The following is a 21,382-nucleotide window of genomic DNA, read 5'->3' as shown; positions in this document are numbered from 1 at the left end:
ATTTGTTACACATTGTTTAGTTCTTTAAGAAACTAAGAAACACGAGGTTTCTTAGTATTGAACAAAGACGAAATCGAAGATTTCTGTTGTTCAACACATCTAGCGATAATAGCAAGAGGGCTACACCTGTTCCCATACCGAACACAGAAGTTAAGTCTCTTAGCGCCGATGGTACTTGGTGGGCAACTGCCTGGGAGAGTAGGACGTTGCTAGTTTCAAGACAAAGGATTTTATCCTTTGTCTTTTTTATTATCTATTTATTTTTAGAATATCAGGAGCTATATGTTAACTAAAGTTTTTAAATCCTTTTAAATATTCATTGGGAGTATTAGTTCATTTTTATATATCCAGTTTCTGTATCTAATATAAAATGAGTTCCATCGAATTTATAAGTCATTGTATTCGTACCATAGCTTTTCTCCAGTGTAAATCCATCTATTTTATATTTATAGCTACTTAACCATGCATATATTTGATGAGTATAATGATCAAATTGATAATCACCTATTTTTAAAGAATAATAATCTAAAAAAAATAATCGATCTTTCAATATTCCTTTCCATGCTTGAATAAACTTCCCATCTTCTATATACCACAAACGAACTTCATGAATATCTATTCCTGTCCCTCCTGTAGTTGTTACTATTTCAAATATTTTTTTATATCCAACTTCTGGAGGATCCGCTATAGGGTTATACAAATTCCAACTTTCTACTTTCCAGTCTTGCTCTATTATTAAGTGGTATTTTTTATCTTGCTTTTTATCAAAGATAAAAAAGTCTCCTAGATGTACTCCTCCTTCAGTTTTTACAACTACTTCTAATTCAGAATCATTGTCTAAATTAACCAATTCATATGAAAGTCCGCCATAATAATATCTGTCCTTTTCTCCTTGCTCTTCTATCCAATTAATAATTTGTTCCTTAGAGATATCATCTTTATTATTTTTTATATTATTATGTTCTATAAGATTATTTATTTCATTATTCTTGTTATTAGCAAAACATTTAAGGGGAAATATTGATAACATAAATATTCCTAAAACAGTAGTAGCTATAAGTGTTCTCCATTTAATACTCATTATTTTTACGCACTTCCTTTTTATATAAGTGTTAATTCATTCTGTATTTAATACATTTAAACTTAATTCAAGTAGGGTTTGTACTACAGTCTAATGGTTAACTATCTGATAAATGTAGTATTAATTTTAGCTAAGGTTTGGTGTTATAAACTAGTTCGTAGTTTATAGCAAATAAGACTTATATATGAACTTGGTTTGTGATCATCTGCTTATAGATAACACATTGACTATACTATATATTCCTAATTTTTATTAATTTATATTATTATAATGCCATCATAGATAAGTAACTATACTATTTATAATACATACCTTTAATAATTTTAAGATATAAAAAAGATATAGAGTAAATAGTTATTTAAAACTATCTATCCTATATCTAAATTAATTTCTAGTTATTTTAAATTTTATTCAACTACTTCAAACATGTCTTTTCCCAATCCACAAACTGGACAAACCCAATCATCTGGAATATCTTCAAAAGGAGTGCCTGGAGCAATACCTCCATCTGGGTCTCCTACTTCTGGGTCATATATATATGCACAAGGTGAACATTCGTATTTTTTCATATTAAATTCCTCCTAAAATCTACATTTTCAATTTTATATTTTAAACTTCATTAAGTCGACTTAACTAATTTTTATCTATTAGATTAATACCCCTAAAGAAATTGATTAAACACAAGAAAAAATATTTGTTCTAATTCGAAAAAATTCAACAAACTATTTCGTTTAATCAGAACAACTTATATAATATATATGATAGGATTTACTTAAAGTGGGAAACTACATAATAAGAAAGTTCATGAGGTGGGATTGTTTTGAAAAGACATAAACTAGAGAAAAATACTGAGGAAGAGGGATAACTATGAACAATTTAATTAGAATGTTTCTCATATTCATTAAGATAGGAACATTTACTTTAGGTGGCGGATATGCTATGATTCCCCTTATGCAAGAGGAAATGGTAGAGAAGAATAAATGGATATCAGAAGAAGAATTTTTAGATATATTGGCCGTAGCTCAAAGTATACCTGGAGCTTTGGCTATTAATACATCCACATATATTGGATATAATTTATTTGGATTCATGGGAGCTATTGTAGGGTGCTTAGGCACCATATTGCCAGCCATTATAATTATGAGTACAGTATCCGTTTATTTTATAAAATTTGAAAATAATGAACTTATGAATACATTATTTAAAGGTATAAGACCAGCCGTAGTTGCTCTCATTTTATCAGGAGTAGTGAAACTATCTAAATCATTACCTAAAAGGGCAATATTTATATTATGGTCATTAGGTACAGTCATATGTATAGTCCTATTGAAGATTCATCCCATATGGATAATAATAGGATCGGCTCTTATGGGATATATGAAATTTAAGGGAGAAATAGATTATGATACTAAAGATAATTAATATATTCTTAACCTTTGTTAAGATAGGAGCATTTAGCTTTGGTGGAGGATTAGCCATGCTAACTTTCATACAAAAGGAAATAGTATATAAAAATGCATGGCTAACGGAGGAACAATTTGTAGATATAGTGGCAATTGCTCAAATGACACCAGGTCCTATTGCCATAAATAGTGCCACCTTTTGTGGATATAAAATTGCTGGTGTATGGGGAGCTTTAGCAGGAAGTGTAGGTGTTACTATTGTGTCTTTTACAATCATAACATTTTCAGCAAAATTTATTATAAAGAATAAGGACAAGCCATCTATGAAGGCCATATTTTTAGGACTTAGGCCTGCTGTGTTAGGTTTAATCATAAGTGCAGCTATTACAGTGGGAAAAACGGCCATTGTAGATGTGAAGGGAGTACTTATCTTTTTTCTAATATTATTTTTAGTACTGAAAGTAAAAATACATCCTATTATGGGGATTGTTTTATCGGCAGGTATGGGATTATTACTTTATTAAGGGGGAGATGACTTGAGTGGGAAATGGCTAGTAAGGGGAATTTTAATTTGTATGATAATAGGTGTTATTTTAGGTGGAATAGACTTTTTTGAAGAGATGAAAATTAAAAAGGTTGTCATTGATGGAAAGTTAATAAAAGAAGAGTTTATACTGGAAAATGATAATATATATGTGAATTTTGATTTTTTAAAAGTACATTTAGATAGAGAGATGAGAATGAATGAAAAAAGAACAAGAGCTTATTTTAAGCCTACTTATTCTTTTAAAAATGAAGAAATACAGAGCCTAATATATGAATCGGGTGTAGAACTCAATGTACATACATTGAATAGAGATGATAAGAACTATGTGCCCCTTTTAGATGTACAAAAGTTAATAGGAATAAAGGTTGTTCATGATAGAAACAAAGTATATATAAATCAGTATGATAAAAATGAACAGAAAAAGGAAAGAAAAAAAGAAATAAGCAAGGGTAAAATAACATTGTCCTGGGAATATGTGGGGAAGAAAAATCCTAATATAGAAAATGAAGATAAGATAGAAGGCCTTCAAATAGTATCTCCCACTTGGTTTAACATAGTAAATACACAAGGAATTGTAGTAAATAGTGGAGACTATAAATACATGAAGGATGCTAAGGAAAAAGGATATAATATATGGGGGTTAGTTACAAACAGCTTTAATCCAAGATTAACTAGGGCCATATTAAATGATGAACAAGTACAAGATAAGGTAATAGCTCAATTAATACTATTTAGTGAAATGTATGACTTAGATGGTATTAATATAGATTTTGAAAATATATTTTATGAAGATAGTGGTAAATTAACTAGTTTTGTTGAGAGACTTCGCCATTATACAGAAAAGGGTGGATTAATTCTATCTATGGATGTGACCGTTCCAGGGGGAAGTAAACAGTGGTCCCTAGTGTATAATAGGAAGGAACTGTCTAAACATTTGGATTATTTCATGCTAATGGCCTATGATGAACACTGGGCATCTAGTCCAAATAGTGGTTCTGTAGCATCTATTGGATGGGTAGAAAGGGGAATTAAGAGAAGCCTTAAGGTAATACCTAAAGAAAAACTAGTCCTAGGAATTCCCTTTTACATGAGAGTATGGACAGAGGAAAAACTAGGTAAAAAGATAAAGATATCTTCTAAGGCCATAACCATGAGTAAACTTGAGAATATAGTAGATTCCAGGGAATTAGAACCTGTGTGGAGTGAAGATGTGGCCCAGTATTATACAGAATATGTGGAAGGTAATAAGACATATAAAATATGGATAGAAGATAAGAAGTCTATAGAAGAAAAGGTAAACTTAGCTGAAAAGTATGACATAGCAGGTATTTGTGCCTGGAGGAAGGGCTTTGAAAAAAATGAAGTATGGGAAGTCTTTGAAGAGTATTTAAAAAATAATTAAGGTTACTATATATTTGTTCAAACCAAAGAAGGGAATTATTCTCTTCTTTTTTTGTGTTAAATCCTAGGTCACAATAATTGAAACATAATAAAGTGTACAACTTAATAAGATTAATTAGGAGGGGTTGTCATGTATATGAATTGTTTTGAGGAAGTAAAAAATATAACTAAGGATCTAGTATCCACACCTAGTATTGTAAGGTCACTAGGTGGAGAGACAAATTGTGCCAGGAAAATCTATGAATATTATACAGAATTAGATTATTTCAAGAAGTATCCAGATAGAGTGAAGATGCTTAAAACTGTAGATGATTTTGTGGATAGACATAGTACATACGCTTATGTGAAAGGAACAAAGGGAAATTCAAATAGAACTATCATACTTTTAGGTCATATAGATACAGTAGGAGTAGATGATTTTGGACATATAAAGGAATATGCCTTTTCACCAGACAAATTACCTGAATTACTTATGAATATGGATATAAGTGAAGAAGTGAGAGAGGATATATTATCTGGTGAATATATGTTTGGTCGTGGGGCTCTAGATATGAAATCAGGCGTGGCAGGTCATATGCATTTAATTAAATATTTTTCAGAGCATCCAGAGGAGCTTAACGGGAATATTATAGCCTATGCAGAATGTGATGAGGAAGATGGCTCCCATGGTGTACTAACAGGTCTTAAGGAATTCAAAATGTTAAAAGAAAAGGAAGGTTTTGAATATATAGCATGTATAAATGCAGATTATTCAACGGGATACAATATAGGTGATGTTAATAGATATGTGTATTTTGGAAGTATAGGAAAGCTATTACCGTCCTTTTATGTGGTAGGTAAGGAAGCACACGTTGGTCAAGCATATAGTGCCCTTGATCCAAACTTAATTGTGGCTGAACTTACAAGACTAATAGAATTAAATACGGATCTTTGTGATGAAGCACAAGGAGAGATTACAATTCCCCCCATGTCCCTTAAGCAGTCAGATTTTAAGGAAGGGTATACGGTACAAACGGCTCTGGCAGCTTATGCTTACTATAATTTCTTTACTCACTCCATGTCTCCTGCTGATGTAATAAAGGTATGTAGGGAAAAGGCAGTAGAGGCCTTTGATAATGTGATTAAATACACAAATGAATCCTATAAAAAATACTGTCATATGAGTAATATTGAGTATAGAGAGTTGCCCTGGAAGACTAGGGTTAAAACATGGGAAGAGTTTTATGATGAATTAGAAAAAGACCATGGAGAAAAGTTTAGAAAGCACATATTTGATTTTGCAAAAGAGTTAAATGAAAAGGAACCAACCCTAGATTTGAGAATTTTTAGTGTGAAAGTAATAGAAGAAGCCTGGAAGTGGAGTAGTGATAAGTCCCCTTCCATAATTGTATTCTTTGGATCTGTATTTTCTGCTAGGATTGAAATGACTGGAAAGACAGAAAAGGAAAGAGAGCTTTTAGACTCAGTAAATAACTCTATTAAAAAAGTGCAAGAACATTGTGAAAATCCTATTAAGGTTAGAATGTTCTATCCATACATTTCAGACTCTAGTTTCATGGCACTAAGTGATGATGTGGAAACTATTGAGACCCTAGGAAAGAACATGCCTTCCTGGAAAACTAAATATTTCTATGATGTAAATGAAGTATTGGAAATTAATGTACCTGTTGTTAATATAGGAACATTCGGAAAGGATGGGCACATGATAACAGAAAGGGTTCACATGAAATATACTTTTGAAAATGTACCGAATATGACATATTCAACCATATGTGAGTTATTAAAATAATTTCCTAGTAAGTAAAAAAAGGAGAGATTAAATCTCTCCTTAAACTGTATCTGGCATATAACCTTTGAATTGAGCATTATATAATTTTGTGTATATGTGATTATTTTTCATTAATGTATCATGAGTTCCTTCTTCTTCAATACCCTTTGGTGTTAATACTACTATGTTATCTGCATTTTTAATAGTAGATAATCTATGGGCCACTACTATGGTAGTTCTACCTTTAGATAATTTTTCAAGGGAAGCTTGAATGATTGCTTCACTTTCATTATCTAGGGCAGATGTGGCTTCATCTAGTATTAGTATTGGAGGATTTTTCAAGAATACTCTAGCTATGGAGATTCTTTGCTTTTGCCCCCCAGATAGTTTAACTCCACGTTCTCCCACGTAAGTATCATACTGATTAGGTAAGGACATGATAAAATCATGGATGTTAGCACTTTTAGCAGCTGCTATAATATCTTCTTCTTTAGCGTCACCTTTACAATATAAAATATTGTCCCTAATAGTACCTGAGAATAGGAATATATCCTGCTGTACCATACCAATGTTTTGTCTTAGAGATTTTAAGGTTATATCATTTAAGTTCTTATGATCTATAGTTATATCTCCATGGTTTATTTCATAGAAATGAGGAAGTAAGTGACAGAGTGTAGTTTTACCTCCACCAGAAGGCCCTACTAAAGCCAGTGTTTCACCACTTTTTATTTTTAAGGAAATATTAGATAAAACTTTTTCTTTATCAGAATAATTAAAACTAACATTTTTAAAGGCAATATCTCCAGATACATTTTCTAAATCTTTAGCATATTTAGAGTCTTCCCTTTCAGGTTTTATATCCATAATCTCTACGAATCTTTCAAATCCAGCCATACCAGCTTGATACTGTTCAATAAAGTTAGTAAGTTTTTTAATTGGTTGAATAAAGTAGACTATATAAAGTAAATAGGCCACTAAATCAGGCATGCCAATTTCTCCAGTACTTACAAAATATCCTCCTGCCCCTAATACTATTAGATTTAATATATCTGTAAATAAATTTACTCCTGATACGAATTCGGCCATATATTTGTATGCATAGTTCCTAGCATACTATAGAAAATAAAGTCAATACGATTTATTGAAAATTTTGCAAAAATTATTGACAAAATAACTTCTTGGGAATATACTATGACCACAAGGTCATATGACTTGATGGTCATAAGTGGGAGGTATAAAATGCCAAAGAGCACTTTCTTTAATATAGAAGAGGAAAAGAGAAATAGAATAGAAAAGGCTGCCTTTAATGAATTTTACAAAAATAAATTTAATGAAGCTAGCATAAACAATATAGTTAAGGAAGCTAAAATATCAAAGGGTAGCTTTTATCAATATTTTGAAGATAAATACGACATATATAAGCATATTATGGACATAATTTCCCAGGAAAAGATAAAATATTTGATGCCTGTTATGGAGAAAAGTAATGAGCTAGATTTTTTCATTTTCCTTAAAAGATTGTATATAAGGGGATGTGAGTTTGCAGTTAATAATCCTATTTACTATAAAGTTGCCTATGATTTTTTAAAGGACCCAGAATTAATGGAACGTATATATAAAGAATATAAAGGTATGAGCAATGATTTTATGTTCAAATTTTTACGGCAGGGTATTGAAAATGGAAGCATAAGAGAGGATATAGATTTGGAATTGATATCCTGCATGATAAGTGGCTTAAATGAATCCCTTAGCCAATATATCATAAATAATGTGGAGTTGGATAATGTGGAAAAGCTAGAGTACTTATCAGATGTATTAATAGATTTTCTTAAAAATGGAATAGGTAAATAGGAGTTATATGTAGTTTATAAGGGGGTGCCCGATTTGGATGAAAGAAGAATAATAGAAGTTTCAAATTTACACAAACAATATGAAATGGGAGAAATAAAGGTAGATGCCCTAAAAGAAGCTAATTTCCATGTGAATGAAGGGGAATTTGTAGTTATATTGGGGCCTAGTGGATCTGGAAAAAGTACTCTTTTAAATATAATTGGAGGAATGGATAAACCTACTAAGGGAGAGATAAAAGTTAGTGGAAAGGAAATAACTTCCTATAATCATAAGGAGTTAACCCTATATAGGAAGGACGAAATAGGATTTGTCTTTCAATTTTATAATTTGTTGGCTAATTTAACAGCTAAGGAGAATGTGGAACTAGCCACAGAAATATGTGAAAATCCCCTAGATATAGATGAAATTCTAGACGGTGTAGGCTTGAGTGAGAGAAAGGGTCATTTTCCATCTCAACTAAGTGGAGGAGAACAGCAAAGGGTGGCCATAGCAAGAGCCGTTGCTAAGAATCCAACCATACTTCTTTGTGATGAGCCAACAGGAGCTCTAGACTATAAGACGGGAATTAGTATATTAGATCTTTTAAAGAAGATAAATAGAGAATATAAAAAGACCATAATAGTAATAACCCATAACTCTGCCATTAGTAAAATAGCCCATAGGGTAGTGAAGATGAGAAGTGGCAAGATTACAGATGTGATAGTTAATGAAAATCCAGATTCTGTAGAAGGGATTGAGTGGTAATGAAAAAACTAGACTTGAGATTATTTCGATTCATGAAGGAAATGAAAGGCCAAGTAATTGCCACTTGTTGTGTTATTTTAGTAGGAATAATTTTATATACAGCATTAAATTCCACAGCCATAAATCTTAGCAATACTTTGAATGAATATTATGAGGAAACAAACTTTCCCCACATGTTTGTGGATATAGTGAAGATTCCAGAAAACAAAATAAAAGATCTAGAAAAGATTAATGGTATAGACAAAATTGAGGGACGGATAATAAAGGAAGTACCACTTAAAGTTGAAAGAAATGAGAAGAATGCCAACATAAGGCTAGTTACCATAGATGAAAATAAAAGCTTAAACAAAGTATATTTAACAGAGGGTAGATTTATAGAAGCTGAAAGGGAAGTTATAGTATTAGACAAATTTGCTAAGGATAGAAATATAAAATTAGGAGATGATCTAAAGGTTCAGCTTGGTGGTAAGGGTTATACCTTAAAAGTAAGTGGTATAGCCTATAGTCCAGAATATATATATTTAATGGAAAATGAGCAGAGTTTGCTACCACCTGAAGGTAAATTTGGAGTAGTCTTTTGTAAAGAGGATTTTCTGCAAAACAGTATTGGATATAATAATCAATACAATAGTTTACTAATAAAGATAAAAGATGAAAAGGATATGGATATAATCAAGGATATTTTAGAAGATAAATTAGACAAATTTGGTCTTAAAAGAATAACAGAGAGAAAAAATCAGCTTAGCCATAAGATGGTATCTGATGAAATAAAACAATTGAAAAAGACTTCTAATACGGTACCTGTAATATTCTTAGGAATATCAGCTTTAATAATAAGTGTAATAATCGGTAGAATGGTGGCACAAGATAGGATGACCATAGGAATACTAAAAAGTATGGGATTTTCAAATTATGATGTATTAATCCACTATACAAAGTACGCTTTTATTATAGGGGCAGTGGCATCCATTATAGGTTCTGTGGCAGGGTTAATGTTGGCAGGGGCTCTCACTAACATGTATACAGCCTATTTTAATTTACCACTACTCACATCTAATGTTTATTATAGATATATAGTATTAGGATTTTTCCTAACTAGTGGGGTAACTATAGGGGCTGGACTTATGGGAGCAAGAAAGGCTATAAAAATCCTGCCATCAGAAGCCATGAGACCAGAGGCTCCAAAGGTTGGAAAGAGAATCTTGCTAGAAAGGGTAACCTTATTTTGGAGTAAATTAAGTTTCTCATGGAAGGTAGTTGTAAGGAATATATTTAGAAATAAAAAGAGATTTCTTACAGTGACTATGGGAGTAGCTATAACCTATATGGTAACCTTATTTCCTTTTTATCAGTTGAGTTTATTTAATAGTATGTTTGTTGATCATTATGGTGGATTTCAAAGGATGGATTACAATATAAATTTTACAGAGCCACTGAATAAGAGGGCCATAGTAGATTTAAATAATATTATAGAAGCAGATATTATAGAGGGAAAAATAGAATATCCCTTTGAAATAGAAAATGGATGGAAATCTAAAGTAGTAAATATTATTGGAGTAAAATATAATACTAAATTTTATAACTTTGAGACTTTAGAACAGGTAAAAACTCATTTACCTAGGGATGGAATAGTTTTATCGGAAAACTTAGCTTCATACTTAAATGTAAGTATAGGTGACAAGGTACTGGTTAAGAATTTTATACCTTATAAGGACGATGTGGAAATAGAGGTAAGACAAATAATTAAACAGGGATTAGGTATAAATGCTTATATGGACATAAGTGAAATGGAACGTATCCTAGTAGATAAAAATATGGTTACAGGAGCCTATGTAAAAACTGATGTACCCATAAAGGAAGAAATAGAAGATGGTAAGAAAGTCAACTCTGTAGAATCGATTCAAGACTTGATAGATACCACAAAGAAGTTTATGAAATTAACCTTATCATCAGTGGGGACACTAGTAGTGTTTGCCGGAATACTAGGTTTTGGAATAATATACAATGCGACCATAATGAACATATCTGAGAGGACCAGGGAGTTTTCAACCCTACAAATACTAGGATTTACCAAGACTGATATATTTAAAATGATATTAAAAGAAACTATCATAATGACTATCCTGGGGATAACAATAGGCATTCCCCTTGGCATAAAAATGGTAGAGGGTGTAGTCGCATCTTTTAATACGGAATTGTATACTATGAATCCTTATGTGAGTGGAAAGATACATCTTATAACCATGGGAACAACCATTATATTTATAGTCATTTCACTGATATTTACCTTGAAGAAAATCAATAAATTAGATTTGATGGAAGCGTTGAAAACTAGAGTTTCCTAGGAGGGGAATTATGATGAAGATAAGTAAAAAGCTAATTATAGGTATTGTAGCAATTGGTATAATGGGAAGCATATTTTTAACAATGAATAAAGAAGTAGATGTAAAAGTATCTAAGGTGAATAAAGGGAATGTGGTTAAATATATTGAAGAGACGGGAACAATAAAGGCTCTAGAACAAGAAAACATATATTCTAAAATAAGTGGAACCCTATCAAAGATCTATGTGAAAGAGGGGAACCTAATAGATGAAAGTCTTTTACTAGCCCAAATAGATACGAAAGATAATAGTTTGACTATGAAGGGGATTAATGAAAAAATAAATTTATTAAAATCCCAATATGGAACTAATAAGAAACAAGCAGAGCTTACAGTAGATAAAAATAAGGCCAACTATGACGAGGCCAAAAGAAAATTAGATTCTACTAAGAAATTATATGAACAAAGGGTTGTATCCCTAGACGAATATAAGAGAGCACTAAATGAATATACCATAGCAGAAAATCTTTTAGAGAGCAGTAAAGAAGAGTTAAAAAAGTATATTTCCCAGGAAGTAACTAATTCCTATGAAAGTCAAATAAATGAGTTGAAATATGAACTTGAAAAACTCAAAAATAAAGAGAGTGATGGGACTATATATGCAGATAAAAGTGGAAAAATACTAGATGTACTAGTAAAGGAAAATCAATATGTAACAGAGGGCACTATCCTGTTTGAGATGGGAAATACGGATAAATACTATATGGAAGTAGATGTATTAGCAGAAGATGTGATTAAATTAAAAACTGGTGGAGAAGTTTTAATAGAGGATGAAGATTTAGGTGTAGATTTTGATGGTACCATAAGTAAAATCTATCCAAAGGCCTTTACGAAAGTATCTGATTTAGGAATAGATCAAAAAAGGGTGAAGATGGAGATTGATATTAATGGGGATACATCAAAATTAATGGCTGATTATGAAGTTGATATAAAATTAATAGAAGATATGAAAGAAGATGTACTTGTCCTATCTAAGAATAGCGTCTTTAAATATAAGGATAGTGATTATGTATTTGTAGTTGAAAATAATAAGGCGAAATTAAGGGAAGTAGAATTAGGTTTAAAGGGTGAAGATAATATAGAAATTGTAAAGGGATTAAAAGATGGAGATGTGGTCATACTATCTCCTGGTGATGAAATAAAAGAGGATATAAAAGTAAATGTGGAATAAAAATAAGAGCATAGTTTATGCTCTTATTTTTATAATTTAAATCAAAAGCAAACAAAATGAGATGGTGTTTGTAAAAATAAAAACAAAATTGCATATTGATTTATAAAAAAGAATAATATATAATAAAAACACAAACAAATAATAATAATGTTTACAAATTCGCAAACAACGAGGTGGAAACATGGATAAAATAAATAAAAAGGCTAGAAAAGAAGAAGCTGCTAGAGCTTATGTAAAGAATATATTAGAAAGACCAGTAGGCGTATATGCTATTAAGAATATGGAGAATGGGAAAATATTCATAGATAGCAGTAATGATATTCTCTCTAAGACAAACAGTGCAAAGATGCAACTTAGAAGTGGAAGTCACATGAATAAGGAACTACAAAGGGAATATAAAGAATTTGGAGAAGATAAATTTACATTTGAAATAATAGAAGAGATTAAAAGAACAAAAGAAGAAAAGAACTATTTTGAAATAAATGATGATTTTCTCAATGCTCAAATAGAATTACAAAAAAGAGCAAAGAATCTAGAGGAAGAATTATTAGAAAAATTACAACCCTATGGAGATAGAGGATATCATAAAAAAAAAGTTAGAAAGACAGTAAAAGAAGAAACTCATGTTGAAACTATGGAAGAGGATATTAATCAAGATGAAAACTTTTATTCTATCAAGGATGTATCAGAGCTTTTTTGGAAGGCATCCACAAATGAGTTAAAGGATGGATATGTGAAAAGAGATGGAAAATATATATGTTTAGTCTGCGGGAAATTCTTTCATGAAGATGTTATATATCCTAAAGGAAATGTATTTTATAATGCTAAAAAGGCCACTAAAGAACATATTAAGGATGCTCATAATTCCATGTTTCATGTGTTAATAAATATGGATAAAAAATATACGGGATTATCTGAAATACAGTCTAAATTGTTAGAGGATTTCTATATGGGAAGTGATGATGAAGAAGTTTCTAAGAATGAAGGTATTGCCAAATCTACTGTAAGAAACCATAGGTTTAGATTAAAGGAAAAACAGAAACAAGCTAAAGTATTATTAACTATAATGAATATGGTTGAAGAAAGACAGAAAGAAGAAGAAATCATAATGCCTATCCACAAAGGGGCTAAAATGCTAGACGAAAGATATGCCATTACGAAGGAACATGAGAGTCAGGTATTAGGAAAATTTCTAAATAAGGATGGGACTTTAAAAGTCCTTCCTAGAAAAGAAAAAGACAAGATTGTAATACTTTTTCATATGGCAAGTCAGTTTAAGTGTAATACTAAATATAATGAAATGGAAGTAAACAACATTATTAAATGTGTATACGATGATTATGTGACTGTAAGAAGATATTTAATAGAATATGGATTTTTACAAAGAAATAATAAGGGAAGCATATATTGGGTTAATATATAATTTTATTAAAAGAGGCATTTTTTTATGTCTCTTTTTTGTATAAAATTTTTTATTTTATGTAACAAGGTACCCTTTGTATAAATAAACTAGTATTGGAAGGAGGTTTTTTTATGTATTATGATGACTATTATTACGAAACGGAATACGACAATTATAATCCTTATGAAGCAGATTACATGAATTATGATAATTTAGACTACCCTGAGGAGATGGACTATCACAGAGATCCATACCATAAAGGAAAAAGGTATTTATACAGGGTGACTCTCAGAAATGGATATAAATTCCAATTTGATTTTATTGCTTTAGAAAGGGGATATTATAAGGGGTACATGAAATATTCTAAGAAGAAGTGGAAACCAGTTAAGATAAAAAAAGAGAGAGTAGTGAGAATGACAAGAGTTAAATAGGCGTAAATAAAATATAAAATAAATTAATTGGAATATTACTCCTAAAGCAGGAACCTGCATAGGAGTATTTTTTTGTTTTAAATAAAAATTGGTATATCTATAGATTAACCATGTCCAATCTAAATGTATATGAACTTACTTCGGTCATATAAATAAAAACGTTTAGAAGGTAAGTCACTATTAGACTATAGAGTGTGAATAGTATATTCACAGTAGAAGGTTCACAATTGTTTACACCAGAAGATGTTCTGATGTTCCATCTTATAAAAATTTTTCATTCATATTCCCTTGTAAGTAGCTAGAGTTGATTGAGCTTGAAAGTGGTATGTCTATATATAATTAGTAATTTTAGGGAACTTTAAATAGAATAAAGGATCTGATATTAATGGAGAGTAGTATTTAACTGGCTTCCAAGAAAAAATAAAAAAGTTTAAAAATTATGTCGAAAAAAGTTGACATACTTGTATAGACAAGTTATAATTTAATACATAAGGAACATGTACGTACAAGTGTTGAGGGTTAGAAAAAATATATTGATGCAATTAATGATTATAAGGAAGAAAATTTAGTACCTATGAAAAGGATAAAGGAGGTAATCTTAAGTGAGTAAATTTTCTAATGAAGCAAAAGAATTATTAGAATTTATTGGCGGAAAGGAAAACGTTGCCGCTGTTTCCCACTGTGTTACACGTATGAGATTCGTTTTAAATGACGATGCTAAGGCAGATGTGGATAAGATAAAAAATATAAAGAGTGTTAAAGGAACTTTCACACAAGCAGGACAGTTCCAAGTTATTATAGGAAATGAAGTATCAACATTTTATAATGAATTTGTGAAAATATCAGGTGTTGATGGAGTAAGTAAGGATGAAGCTAAGAAAAGTGCAAGACAAAATATGAGTTTACTTCAAAGAATGATTTCACACTTAGGTGAAATATTTGCACCACTTATTCCGGCTATCGTAGTTGGGGGTCTTATATTAGGATTTAGAAATGTTATTGGTGATATTAAGTTATTACAAGATGGAACCAAGGCATTAACGGAAGTTTCTCAATTTTGGGCTGGAGTTCACCATTTCTTATGGTTAATTGGTGAAGCCATATTCTTCTTCTTACCAGTTGGAATTACCTGGTCCATATCAAAGAAGATGGGAACTACTCAAATATTAGGTATCGTATTAGGGCTTACACTAGTTTCACCTCAATTGCTTAATGCTTATGCAGTAGCAGGTGGGGCAGAAGCACCAGTTTGGGATTTTGGATTTACACAAATTAAGATGATAGGTTACCAAGCACAAGTTATTCCAGCAATACTTGCAGGGTTTACTTTAGCTAACTTAGAAATCAGATTAAAGAAAATAGTACCAGGATATATTTCAATGATACTTGTACCATTTTTATCATTAGTACCGACAGTTTTACTAGCACACACAGTACTTGGCCCTATTGGTTGGAAAATAGGTTCAGTAATATCTAGTGTTGTATATGCAGGATTAACTTCTGCTTTTGGATGGTTATTTGCAGCAGTATTTGGATTTGGATATGCACCTCTTGTAATTACAGGATTACATCATATGACTACAGCAATAGACTTACAATTAATTAGTGAAATTGGTGGAACTAATTTATGGCCAATGATTGCTTTATCAAATATAGCACAAGGTTCTGCCGTATGGGCCATGGTTTATTTAAACAAAAATGATGAAGAAGAAAAACAAGTTTCTATCCCAGCTGCTATATCTTGCTATTTAGGAGTAACTGAGCCAGCTATGTTTGGTATAAACTTAAAGTATGTATATCCATTCTTAGCAGCTATGATAGGTTCAGCAATTGCAGGAGTAATATCAGTAGGTGGTGGAGTATTGGCAAATTCTGTTGGAGTTGGTGGTATACCAGGTATCCTATCAATACAACCACAGCACATGTTCACATTCTTCCTAGCTATGGTTGCAGCAGTTGGAATACCATTTGGATTAACAGTATTCTTTAACAAAAAGAATATTACATTTACTAAAAAATAAATTGACTTCATATATAAGTGAAGAGGGGGAGAGTGATTTCTCCCTTTTCCTATTTGTAGATAAAATAATTTCAATTTGAAACAAGGGAGTTGAGTAATATGAAAGATTTCAAAAAAAGTGTAGTTTATCAGATATACCCTAAGTCTTTTAATGATTCTAATAAAGATGGATTTGGAGATTTAAAGGGAGTTACACAGAGGCTGGACTATTTAAAGGAACTAGGAGTAGATTATATTTGGTTAACTCCTTTTTATATATCACCACAAAGGGATAACGGATATGATGTGGCGGACTACAAAAACATAGATCCACGATTTGGTACTATGGAAGACTTTGAAGAAATGGTTAGGGAAGCTAAGAGTCGCGGCATAGACGTAATGCTTGATATGGTATTTAATCATACATCTACAGAACACGAATGGTTTAAGAAGGCCATGGATGGGGATGAAAAGTATAAAAACTATTATATTTTTAAAAAGGCAAAAGGGGATAAAGAACCTACTAATTGGGAATCTAAATTTGGTGGTTCAGCATGGCAGTATGTAGAAAAATTCGATGAATATTATCTACATTTATTTGATGTAACTCAAGCAGATTTAGATTGGAAAAATGAAGAAGTCAAAAAAGAAGTATTTGATATAGTAAACTTCTGGATTGAAAAGGGAGTTAAAGGATTTAGATTAGATGTTATAAACCTAATATCAAAGCCTGACGTATATGAAGATGATCATATAGGTGATGGTAGAAGATTTTATACAGATGGACCTAATATTCATGAATACTTAAAAGAATTAAACATAGAAACCTTTGGTAAGCATGATGATATTATTACTGTAGGAGAAATGTCATCTACAACTATAGATAATTGTATAAAATATTCTAATCAAAAGGAAGAAGAATTATCTATGGTCTTTAATTTCCACCACTTAAAGGTTGATTATGAAAATGGAGATAAGTGGACTTTAATGGACTTTGATTTTCTAAAGTTAAAAGACTTATTATCCACATGGCAGGTGGAAATGGAAAAAGGGGGCGGGTGGAATGCTCTCTTTTGGTGTAATCATGACCAACCAAGAATTGTAAGTAGATTTGGTGATGATGGAGTATATCATAAAGAATCGGCTAAAATGCTAGGAACTACAATTCACATGATGAGGGGAACTCCTTATATTTACCAAGGGGAAGAAATAGGAATGACTAATCCTAAATTTGATGAAATACACAAATATAAAGATGTAGAATCTTTAAATATGTTTAATATTAAAAGTGAAGAAGGTATGGATGAAAAATATATAATGGACATTATAAAATCTAAATCAAGGGATAACTCTAGGACACCTATGCAATGGAATGATAAAGAACATGGTGGATTTACTGAAGGAGAACCTTGGATAAGTGTGGCATCTAATTATAAAAAAATTAATGTGGAAAAAGAATTAGAAAATAAAAACTCCATATTTAATCATTATAAGAAACTAGTGGGGTTGAGGAAAGAGTATGATGTGATAGCCTATGGAAATTATGAATTAATATTAGATGATCATAAAGAAATATTTGCGTACATGAGAAACTATAATAATGAAAAACTATTAGTAATAAATAATTTTTATGGAGAAGATACGGAATTTAGTTTGCCGGAGGGGTTAAATCTTAGTGAATATGAAAGTAAGATACTAATTTCTAATTATGAAGATTCTAATGAGAAGTTTGAAAAGATTAATCTTAGACCCTATGAGTCCATTGTGTATTACCTTGTTAAATAAGAACCTAAATGCTAAAATATATTAGGTGATGATTATGAATAGTAAGTATTTGAAAATATATAATTTAATTAAAACAAAAATAGAAAATGGTGAGTTAAAGCCAAATACAAAACTTTCTTCAGAAAATGAGTTGGTTAAGGAATACAATGTATCTAGAGAAACCATAAGAAAGACATTAAATTTGCTGGTACAAAATGGATATATTCAAAAGATGCGTGGAAAAGGGTCCTTTGTTTTAGACATTAACAAATTTGATTTTCCTGTTTCAGGTCTAATAAGTTTTAAAGAGTTGGCAGAAAAAATGGGAACTAGGTCAGAAACTATTGTTAATGAGTTAGAATTAATGGAGGCAGATGACTTTTTAGTAAAGCATTTAGAGGTACAAGAAGATGATCTAGTATGGAAAGTAATAAGAACTAGAAAAATAGGAAATGAAAAAATAATCCTTGATAAAGATTTTTTTAATAAAATATTTGTACCTTCACTGACTAAAGAAATATGTGAAGACTCCATATATGAGTATATTGAAAATACGTTAAATCTTGAAATTGGCTTTGCTAAAAAAGAAATTACTATAGAGCCTTCTAGTGAAGAAGATGAAGAACACTTAGATTTAGGAAAATATGACATGGTAGTAGTGGTAAAGAACTATGTGTATTTAAGTGATACAAGCTTATTTCAATACACAGAGTCAAGACATAGACCAGATAAGTTTAGATTTGTGGATTTTGCAAGAAGAAGATAAACAGAAGCTGTCAGTAAAAAATGCTGACAGTTTTTCTTTTAGAATTTTTAGTAATTTATAGATTTTGCAAAATAAGTAGGCATAGTTTATAATATAATATGAAAGATTAATATTAAAAAAACAAGAAAATTATTATAGTATCGAGCATAATACTTGCTCGATATTTTTACTTGCTAGGAAATTGTATATTTTCGAGATTGTGGGTAAGTAAAAATATTAAGGGGGTGTGGGGGAAGAATTCCCCTGCTTCTTTAAAGTACGGTGTTCAGATTGCGAGAGCAATCGTCGAAGGGAACCATAGGGTTCCATAACGAATCATACGGAGTATGACTTTTTTATTCAAAATAATAGTGTAGGTGAATTGTTAATATGAGTAAATCCTTATTTATAACGGAAAAACCTAGTGTTGCAATGGAGTTTGCTAAGGTATTAAATATGAAAGCAGCCAAGAGGAATGGGTATCTAGAATCTGATGAAGCTGTTATAACATGGTGTGTAGGTCATCTAGTGAACATGAGCTATCCGGAAAAATATGATCCTAAGTTAAAAAAGTGGGTATTAAAAGACCTTCCATTTTTACCTGAGGAGTATAAATATGAAGTAATACCAAATGTTAAAAAACAATTTGATATTGTAAAAGCTCAGATGAAACGAAAAGATATATCTACCATATATGTATGTACCGACTCGGGGAGAGAAGGAGAATATATATATAGATTAGTAGATGAAAAGGTTGGAGTAAAAAATAAAGTTAAGAAAAGAGTTTGGATAGATTCCCAAACAGAGGATGAAATTAGAAGAGGTGTAAAAGAGGCAAAGCCTTTAGATGAATATAATAGATTATCCGATTCAGCTTATTTAAGGGCAAAAGAAGATTACTTAATAGGTATAAATTTTTCAAGATTATTAACTCTTAGCTATGGCAGAAGTATTAGTAGTCGTTTAGGTGAAAAATATACAGTTATTGCAGTAGGCCGAGTTATGACATGTGTACTTGGAATGGTAGTTAAAAGGGAGAGGGAAATTAAAGCATTTGTAAAAACTCCCTATTATAAAATAAATTCTTCTTTTAAGTTTAATGACTCTTTAGAGTATGATGGTGAATGGAAGGCCGTTGAAGGTTCTAATTATTATATGTCTAAATTACTTTTTAAAGACATTGGATTTAGAGATAAACAAAAGGCAGAAGAGTTTATAGAAGAATTGAAAGAAGATAACGATGAACTAATTGGAACTATATTGTCTGCCACAAGAAAAAAGGAGAGAAAAAATCCTCCTTTATTATATAACTTAGCAGAGATTCAAAATGAATGTTCAAAGAAGTTTAAATTAAGTCCAGATGAAACTTTAAAGGTAGTACAGAGTTTATACGAAAAAAAGATGCTAACATATCCAAGAACCGATGCCAGGGTTTTATCAACAGCTGTAGCAAAGGAAATTGGAAAAAATATAAAAGGACTTTTAAATATTAAAAAAGCATGTAATTTAGATGAAAAGGATCAAGAAATTAATGATTTTGTTCAAAAGATAGTAGATGAAGGTAAATATAAGGGGCTATCTAAGACCAAGTATGTAAATGATAAATCAATTACTGATCACTATGCTATCATACCTACAGGCCAAGGCCTAGGGAATTTTAATAAACTGTCTGCAAATGATAAAAAGATATTTTTATTAGTTGTAAGACGTTTCCTAGCCATATTTTATCCACCAGCAGTATTTAGTAAATTATCTATAACTACAAAGATAAAAGAAGAGAGCTTTTTTACGTCTTCTAAGGTATGTGTAGATGAGGGATATTTACCAATACTAAATGGAGATAAGAAAAATGAAAACTCCAAGGTAGATAATATGGAAACATTAAAGAAACTAAAAAAAGGACAAGTAGTTAAAATTACTGATTTTAATATTAAAGAATCAGAAACTACACCACCTAAAAGATATAACTCAGGTTCTATGATCCTTGCTATGGAAAATGCAGGTAAACTTATAGAAGATGAAGAATTAAGAGAACAAATAAAGAGTCAAGGTATAGGAACAAGTGCCACAAGATCTGGTATATTAGAAAAATTACAATTGATTAAGTATATTAATCTTAATAAAAAGACACAAATATTAACTCCTACAGAAAAAGGAGAACTAATATATGATGTTATTATTAGATCTATACCATCCCTACTTAAACCAGAATTAACGGCTAGCTGGGAAAAAGGACTAACTATGGTGGCTAATGGTGAGATAGAAACTGATAAGTATATGGAGAAGCTTGAAAATTATATTAAGAAAAATACATCTAAAGTAATTGGAGTAAATAATAATTATGGAAGTAATTTTAGTAATCCAGTAATATCTACTAATAAAAGGGGAAAGAAGAATTCATTTGGTTCTTGTATTGCCTGTGAAAATGGAGACGTTTTAGAAAATACCAAAGCCTTTTATTGCAGTAATTGGAAAAATGGATGTAAGTTTACTATCTGGAAGAGTACTCTTGATATGTATAAACAAAAAGTTACACCAGATATGATTAAAGAACTTCTTGAAAAAGGAACTATAGAAGACCTAGATATTGTTTTACCTCAAACAGAAGAAAAATGTAAAGCATCTCTCACACTTAGAAAAGATAAAAGTGGTGCATTAGATCTTAAAAATGTAACACGTATTGGGGAAAAATAA

17 protein-coding genes and 1 rRNA gene are annotated in these 21,382 nt (G+C 30.9%); 15 read left to right on the top strand and 3 right to left on the bottom strand.

Annotated features, from left to right (window positions below; genetic code table 11):
* Window positions 1–98 precede the first annotated feature (98 nt).
* Window positions 99–215 (top strand): 5S ribosomal RNA (gene rrf / locus CCE28_RS14455).
* 113 nt (window positions 216–328) lie between these two features.
* Here rrf and CCE28_RS14450 read toward each other — a convergent pair.
* Window positions 329–1,081 (bottom strand): hypothetical protein, encoded by a 753-nt coding sequence (locus CCE28_RS14450; RefSeq protein ID WP_095134438.1) that lies wholly within the window; start codon window positions 1,079–1,081, stop codon window positions 329–331.
* A gap of 407 nt (window positions 1,082–1,488) precedes the next feature.
* The gene (rd, locus tag CCE28_RS14445) at window positions 1,489–1,650 is read right to left on the bottom strand and encodes a rubredoxin (RefSeq protein ID WP_095134437.1); all 162 of its coding nucleotides are present in this window, start codon (window positions 1,648–1,650) and stop codon (window positions 1,489–1,491) included.
* A 298-nt stretch (window positions 1,651–1,948) separates the two neighbouring features.
* Here rd and CCE28_RS14440 point away from each other — a divergent pair, with 298 nt between their 5' ends.
* From CCE28_RS14440 to CCE28_RS14425, 4 genes are all read left to right on the top strand, one after another.
* Complete coding sequence (locus tag CCE28_RS14440) at window positions 1,949–2,503, top strand: chromate transporter (RefSeq protein WP_095134436.1); 555 nt, start codon at window positions 1,949–1,951, stop codon at window positions 2,501–2,503.
* The gene (locus tag CCE28_RS14435) at window positions 2,484–3,008 is read left to right on the top strand and encodes a chromate transporter (protein ID WP_242972989.1); all 525 of its coding nucleotides are present in this window, start codon (window positions 2,484–2,486) and stop codon (window positions 3,006–3,008) included. Before CCE28_RS14440 ends, CCE28_RS14435 begins: the two co-directional genes overlap by 20 nt.
* 12 nt (window positions 3,009–3,020) lie before the next feature.
* Window positions 3,021–4,433 (top strand): glycosyl hydrolase family 18 protein, encoded by a 1,413-nt coding sequence (locus CCE28_RS14430; protein WP_095134434.1) that lies wholly within the window; start codon window positions 3,021–3,023, stop codon window positions 4,431–4,433.
* Window positions 4,434–4,562: 129 nt separating this feature from the next.
* On the top strand, window positions 4,563–6,221 hold the full coding sequence (locus CCE28_RS14425; RefSeq protein ID WP_095134433.1) for a M20/M25/M40 family metallo-hydrolase: 1,659 nt from the start codon (window positions 4,563–4,565) through the stop codon (window positions 6,219–6,221).
* Window positions 6,222–6,260: 39 nt separating this feature from the next.
* On the opposite strand, the gene CCE28_RS14420 is transcribed toward CCE28_RS14425, so the two are convergent.
* On the bottom strand, window positions 6,261–7,286 hold the full coding sequence (locus CCE28_RS14420) for an ABC transporter ATP-binding protein (protein ID WP_095134432.1): 1,026 nt from the start codon (window positions 7,284–7,286) through the stop codon (window positions 6,261–6,263).
* Between the two features lie 153 nt (window positions 7,287–7,439).
* On the opposite strand from CCE28_RS14420, the gene CCE28_RS14415 reads away from it, so the two are divergent.
* The 10 genes from CCE28_RS14415 (at window position 7,440) to CCE28_RS14370 (ending at window position 21,382) form a co-directional block, all read left to right on the top strand.
* On the top strand, window positions 7,440–8,051 hold the full coding sequence (locus CCE28_RS14415) for a TetR/AcrR family transcriptional regulator (RefSeq protein WP_176461840.1): 612 nt from the start codon (window positions 7,440–7,442) through the stop codon (window positions 8,049–8,051).
* Between the two features lie 84 nt (window positions 8,052–8,135).
* The gene (locus CCE28_RS14410; protein WP_095134445.1) at window positions 8,136–8,795 is read left to right on the top strand and encodes an ABC transporter ATP-binding protein; all 660 of its coding nucleotides are present in this window, start codon (window positions 8,136–8,138) and stop codon (window positions 8,793–8,795) included.
* Window positions 8,795–11,140, top strand: a complete 2,346-nt coding sequence (locus CCE28_RS14405) for an ABC transporter permease (RefSeq protein ID WP_141228373.1) — start codon at window positions 8,795–8,797, stop codon at window positions 11,138–11,140. Before CCE28_RS14410 ends, CCE28_RS14405 begins: the two co-directional genes overlap by 1 nt.
* Before the next feature lie 10 nt (window positions 11,141–11,150).
* Window positions 11,151–12,347 carry an efflux RND transporter periplasmic adaptor subunit gene (locus CCE28_RS14400; protein WP_095134429.1) on the top strand — a complete coding sequence of 399 codons (1,197 nt, stop codon included), beginning with the start codon at window positions 11,151–11,153 and terminating at the stop codon, window positions 12,345–12,347.
* Between the two features lie 181 nt (window positions 12,348–12,528).
* Entirely contained in the window at window positions 12,529–13,770 is a 1,242-nt protein-coding gene (locus CCE28_RS22590) for a DUF2087 domain-containing protein (protein ID WP_242972988.1), read from the top strand.
* A gap of 110 nt (window positions 13,771–13,880) precedes the next feature.
* Window positions 13,881–14,180 (top strand): hypothetical protein, encoded by a 300-nt coding sequence (locus CCE28_RS14390; RefSeq protein WP_095134428.1) that lies wholly within the window; start codon window positions 13,881–13,883, stop codon window positions 14,178–14,180.
* A 602-nt stretch (window positions 14,181–14,782) separates the two neighbouring features.
* The gene (treP, locus tag CCE28_RS14385; protein ID WP_095134427.1) at window positions 14,783–16,201 is read left to right on the top strand and encodes a PTS system trehalose-specific EIIBC component; all 1,419 of its coding nucleotides are present in this window, start codon (window positions 14,783–14,785) and stop codon (window positions 16,199–16,201) included.
* Between the two features lie 98 nt (window positions 16,202–16,299).
* Window positions 16,300–17,964 (top strand): alpha,alpha-phosphotrehalase, encoded by a 1,665-nt coding sequence (gene treC, locus CCE28_RS14380; RefSeq protein ID WP_095134426.1) that lies wholly within the window; start codon window positions 16,300–16,302, stop codon window positions 17,962–17,964.
* Between the two features lie 34 nt (window positions 17,965–17,998).
* The gene (gene treR, locus CCE28_RS14375) at window positions 17,999–18,709 is read left to right on the top strand and encodes a trehalose operon repressor (RefSeq protein WP_176461839.1); all 711 of its coding nucleotides are present in this window, start codon (window positions 17,999–18,001) and stop codon (window positions 18,707–18,709) included.
* A gap of 369 nt (window positions 18,710–19,078) precedes the next feature.
* Entirely contained in the window at window positions 19,079–21,382 is a 2,304-nt protein-coding gene (locus CCE28_RS14370; protein WP_095134425.1) for a DNA topoisomerase, read from the top strand.

Source organism: Anaeromicrobium sediminis, assembly GCF_002270055.1.
Taxonomy (GTDB): Bacteria; Bacillota; Clostridia; order Peptostreptococcales; family Thermotaleaceae; genus Anaeromicrobium; species Anaeromicrobium sediminis.
The sequence above is the reverse complement of the archived record's forward strand: the minus strand, read 5'-3'. Positions and strand labels throughout refer to the sequence as shown.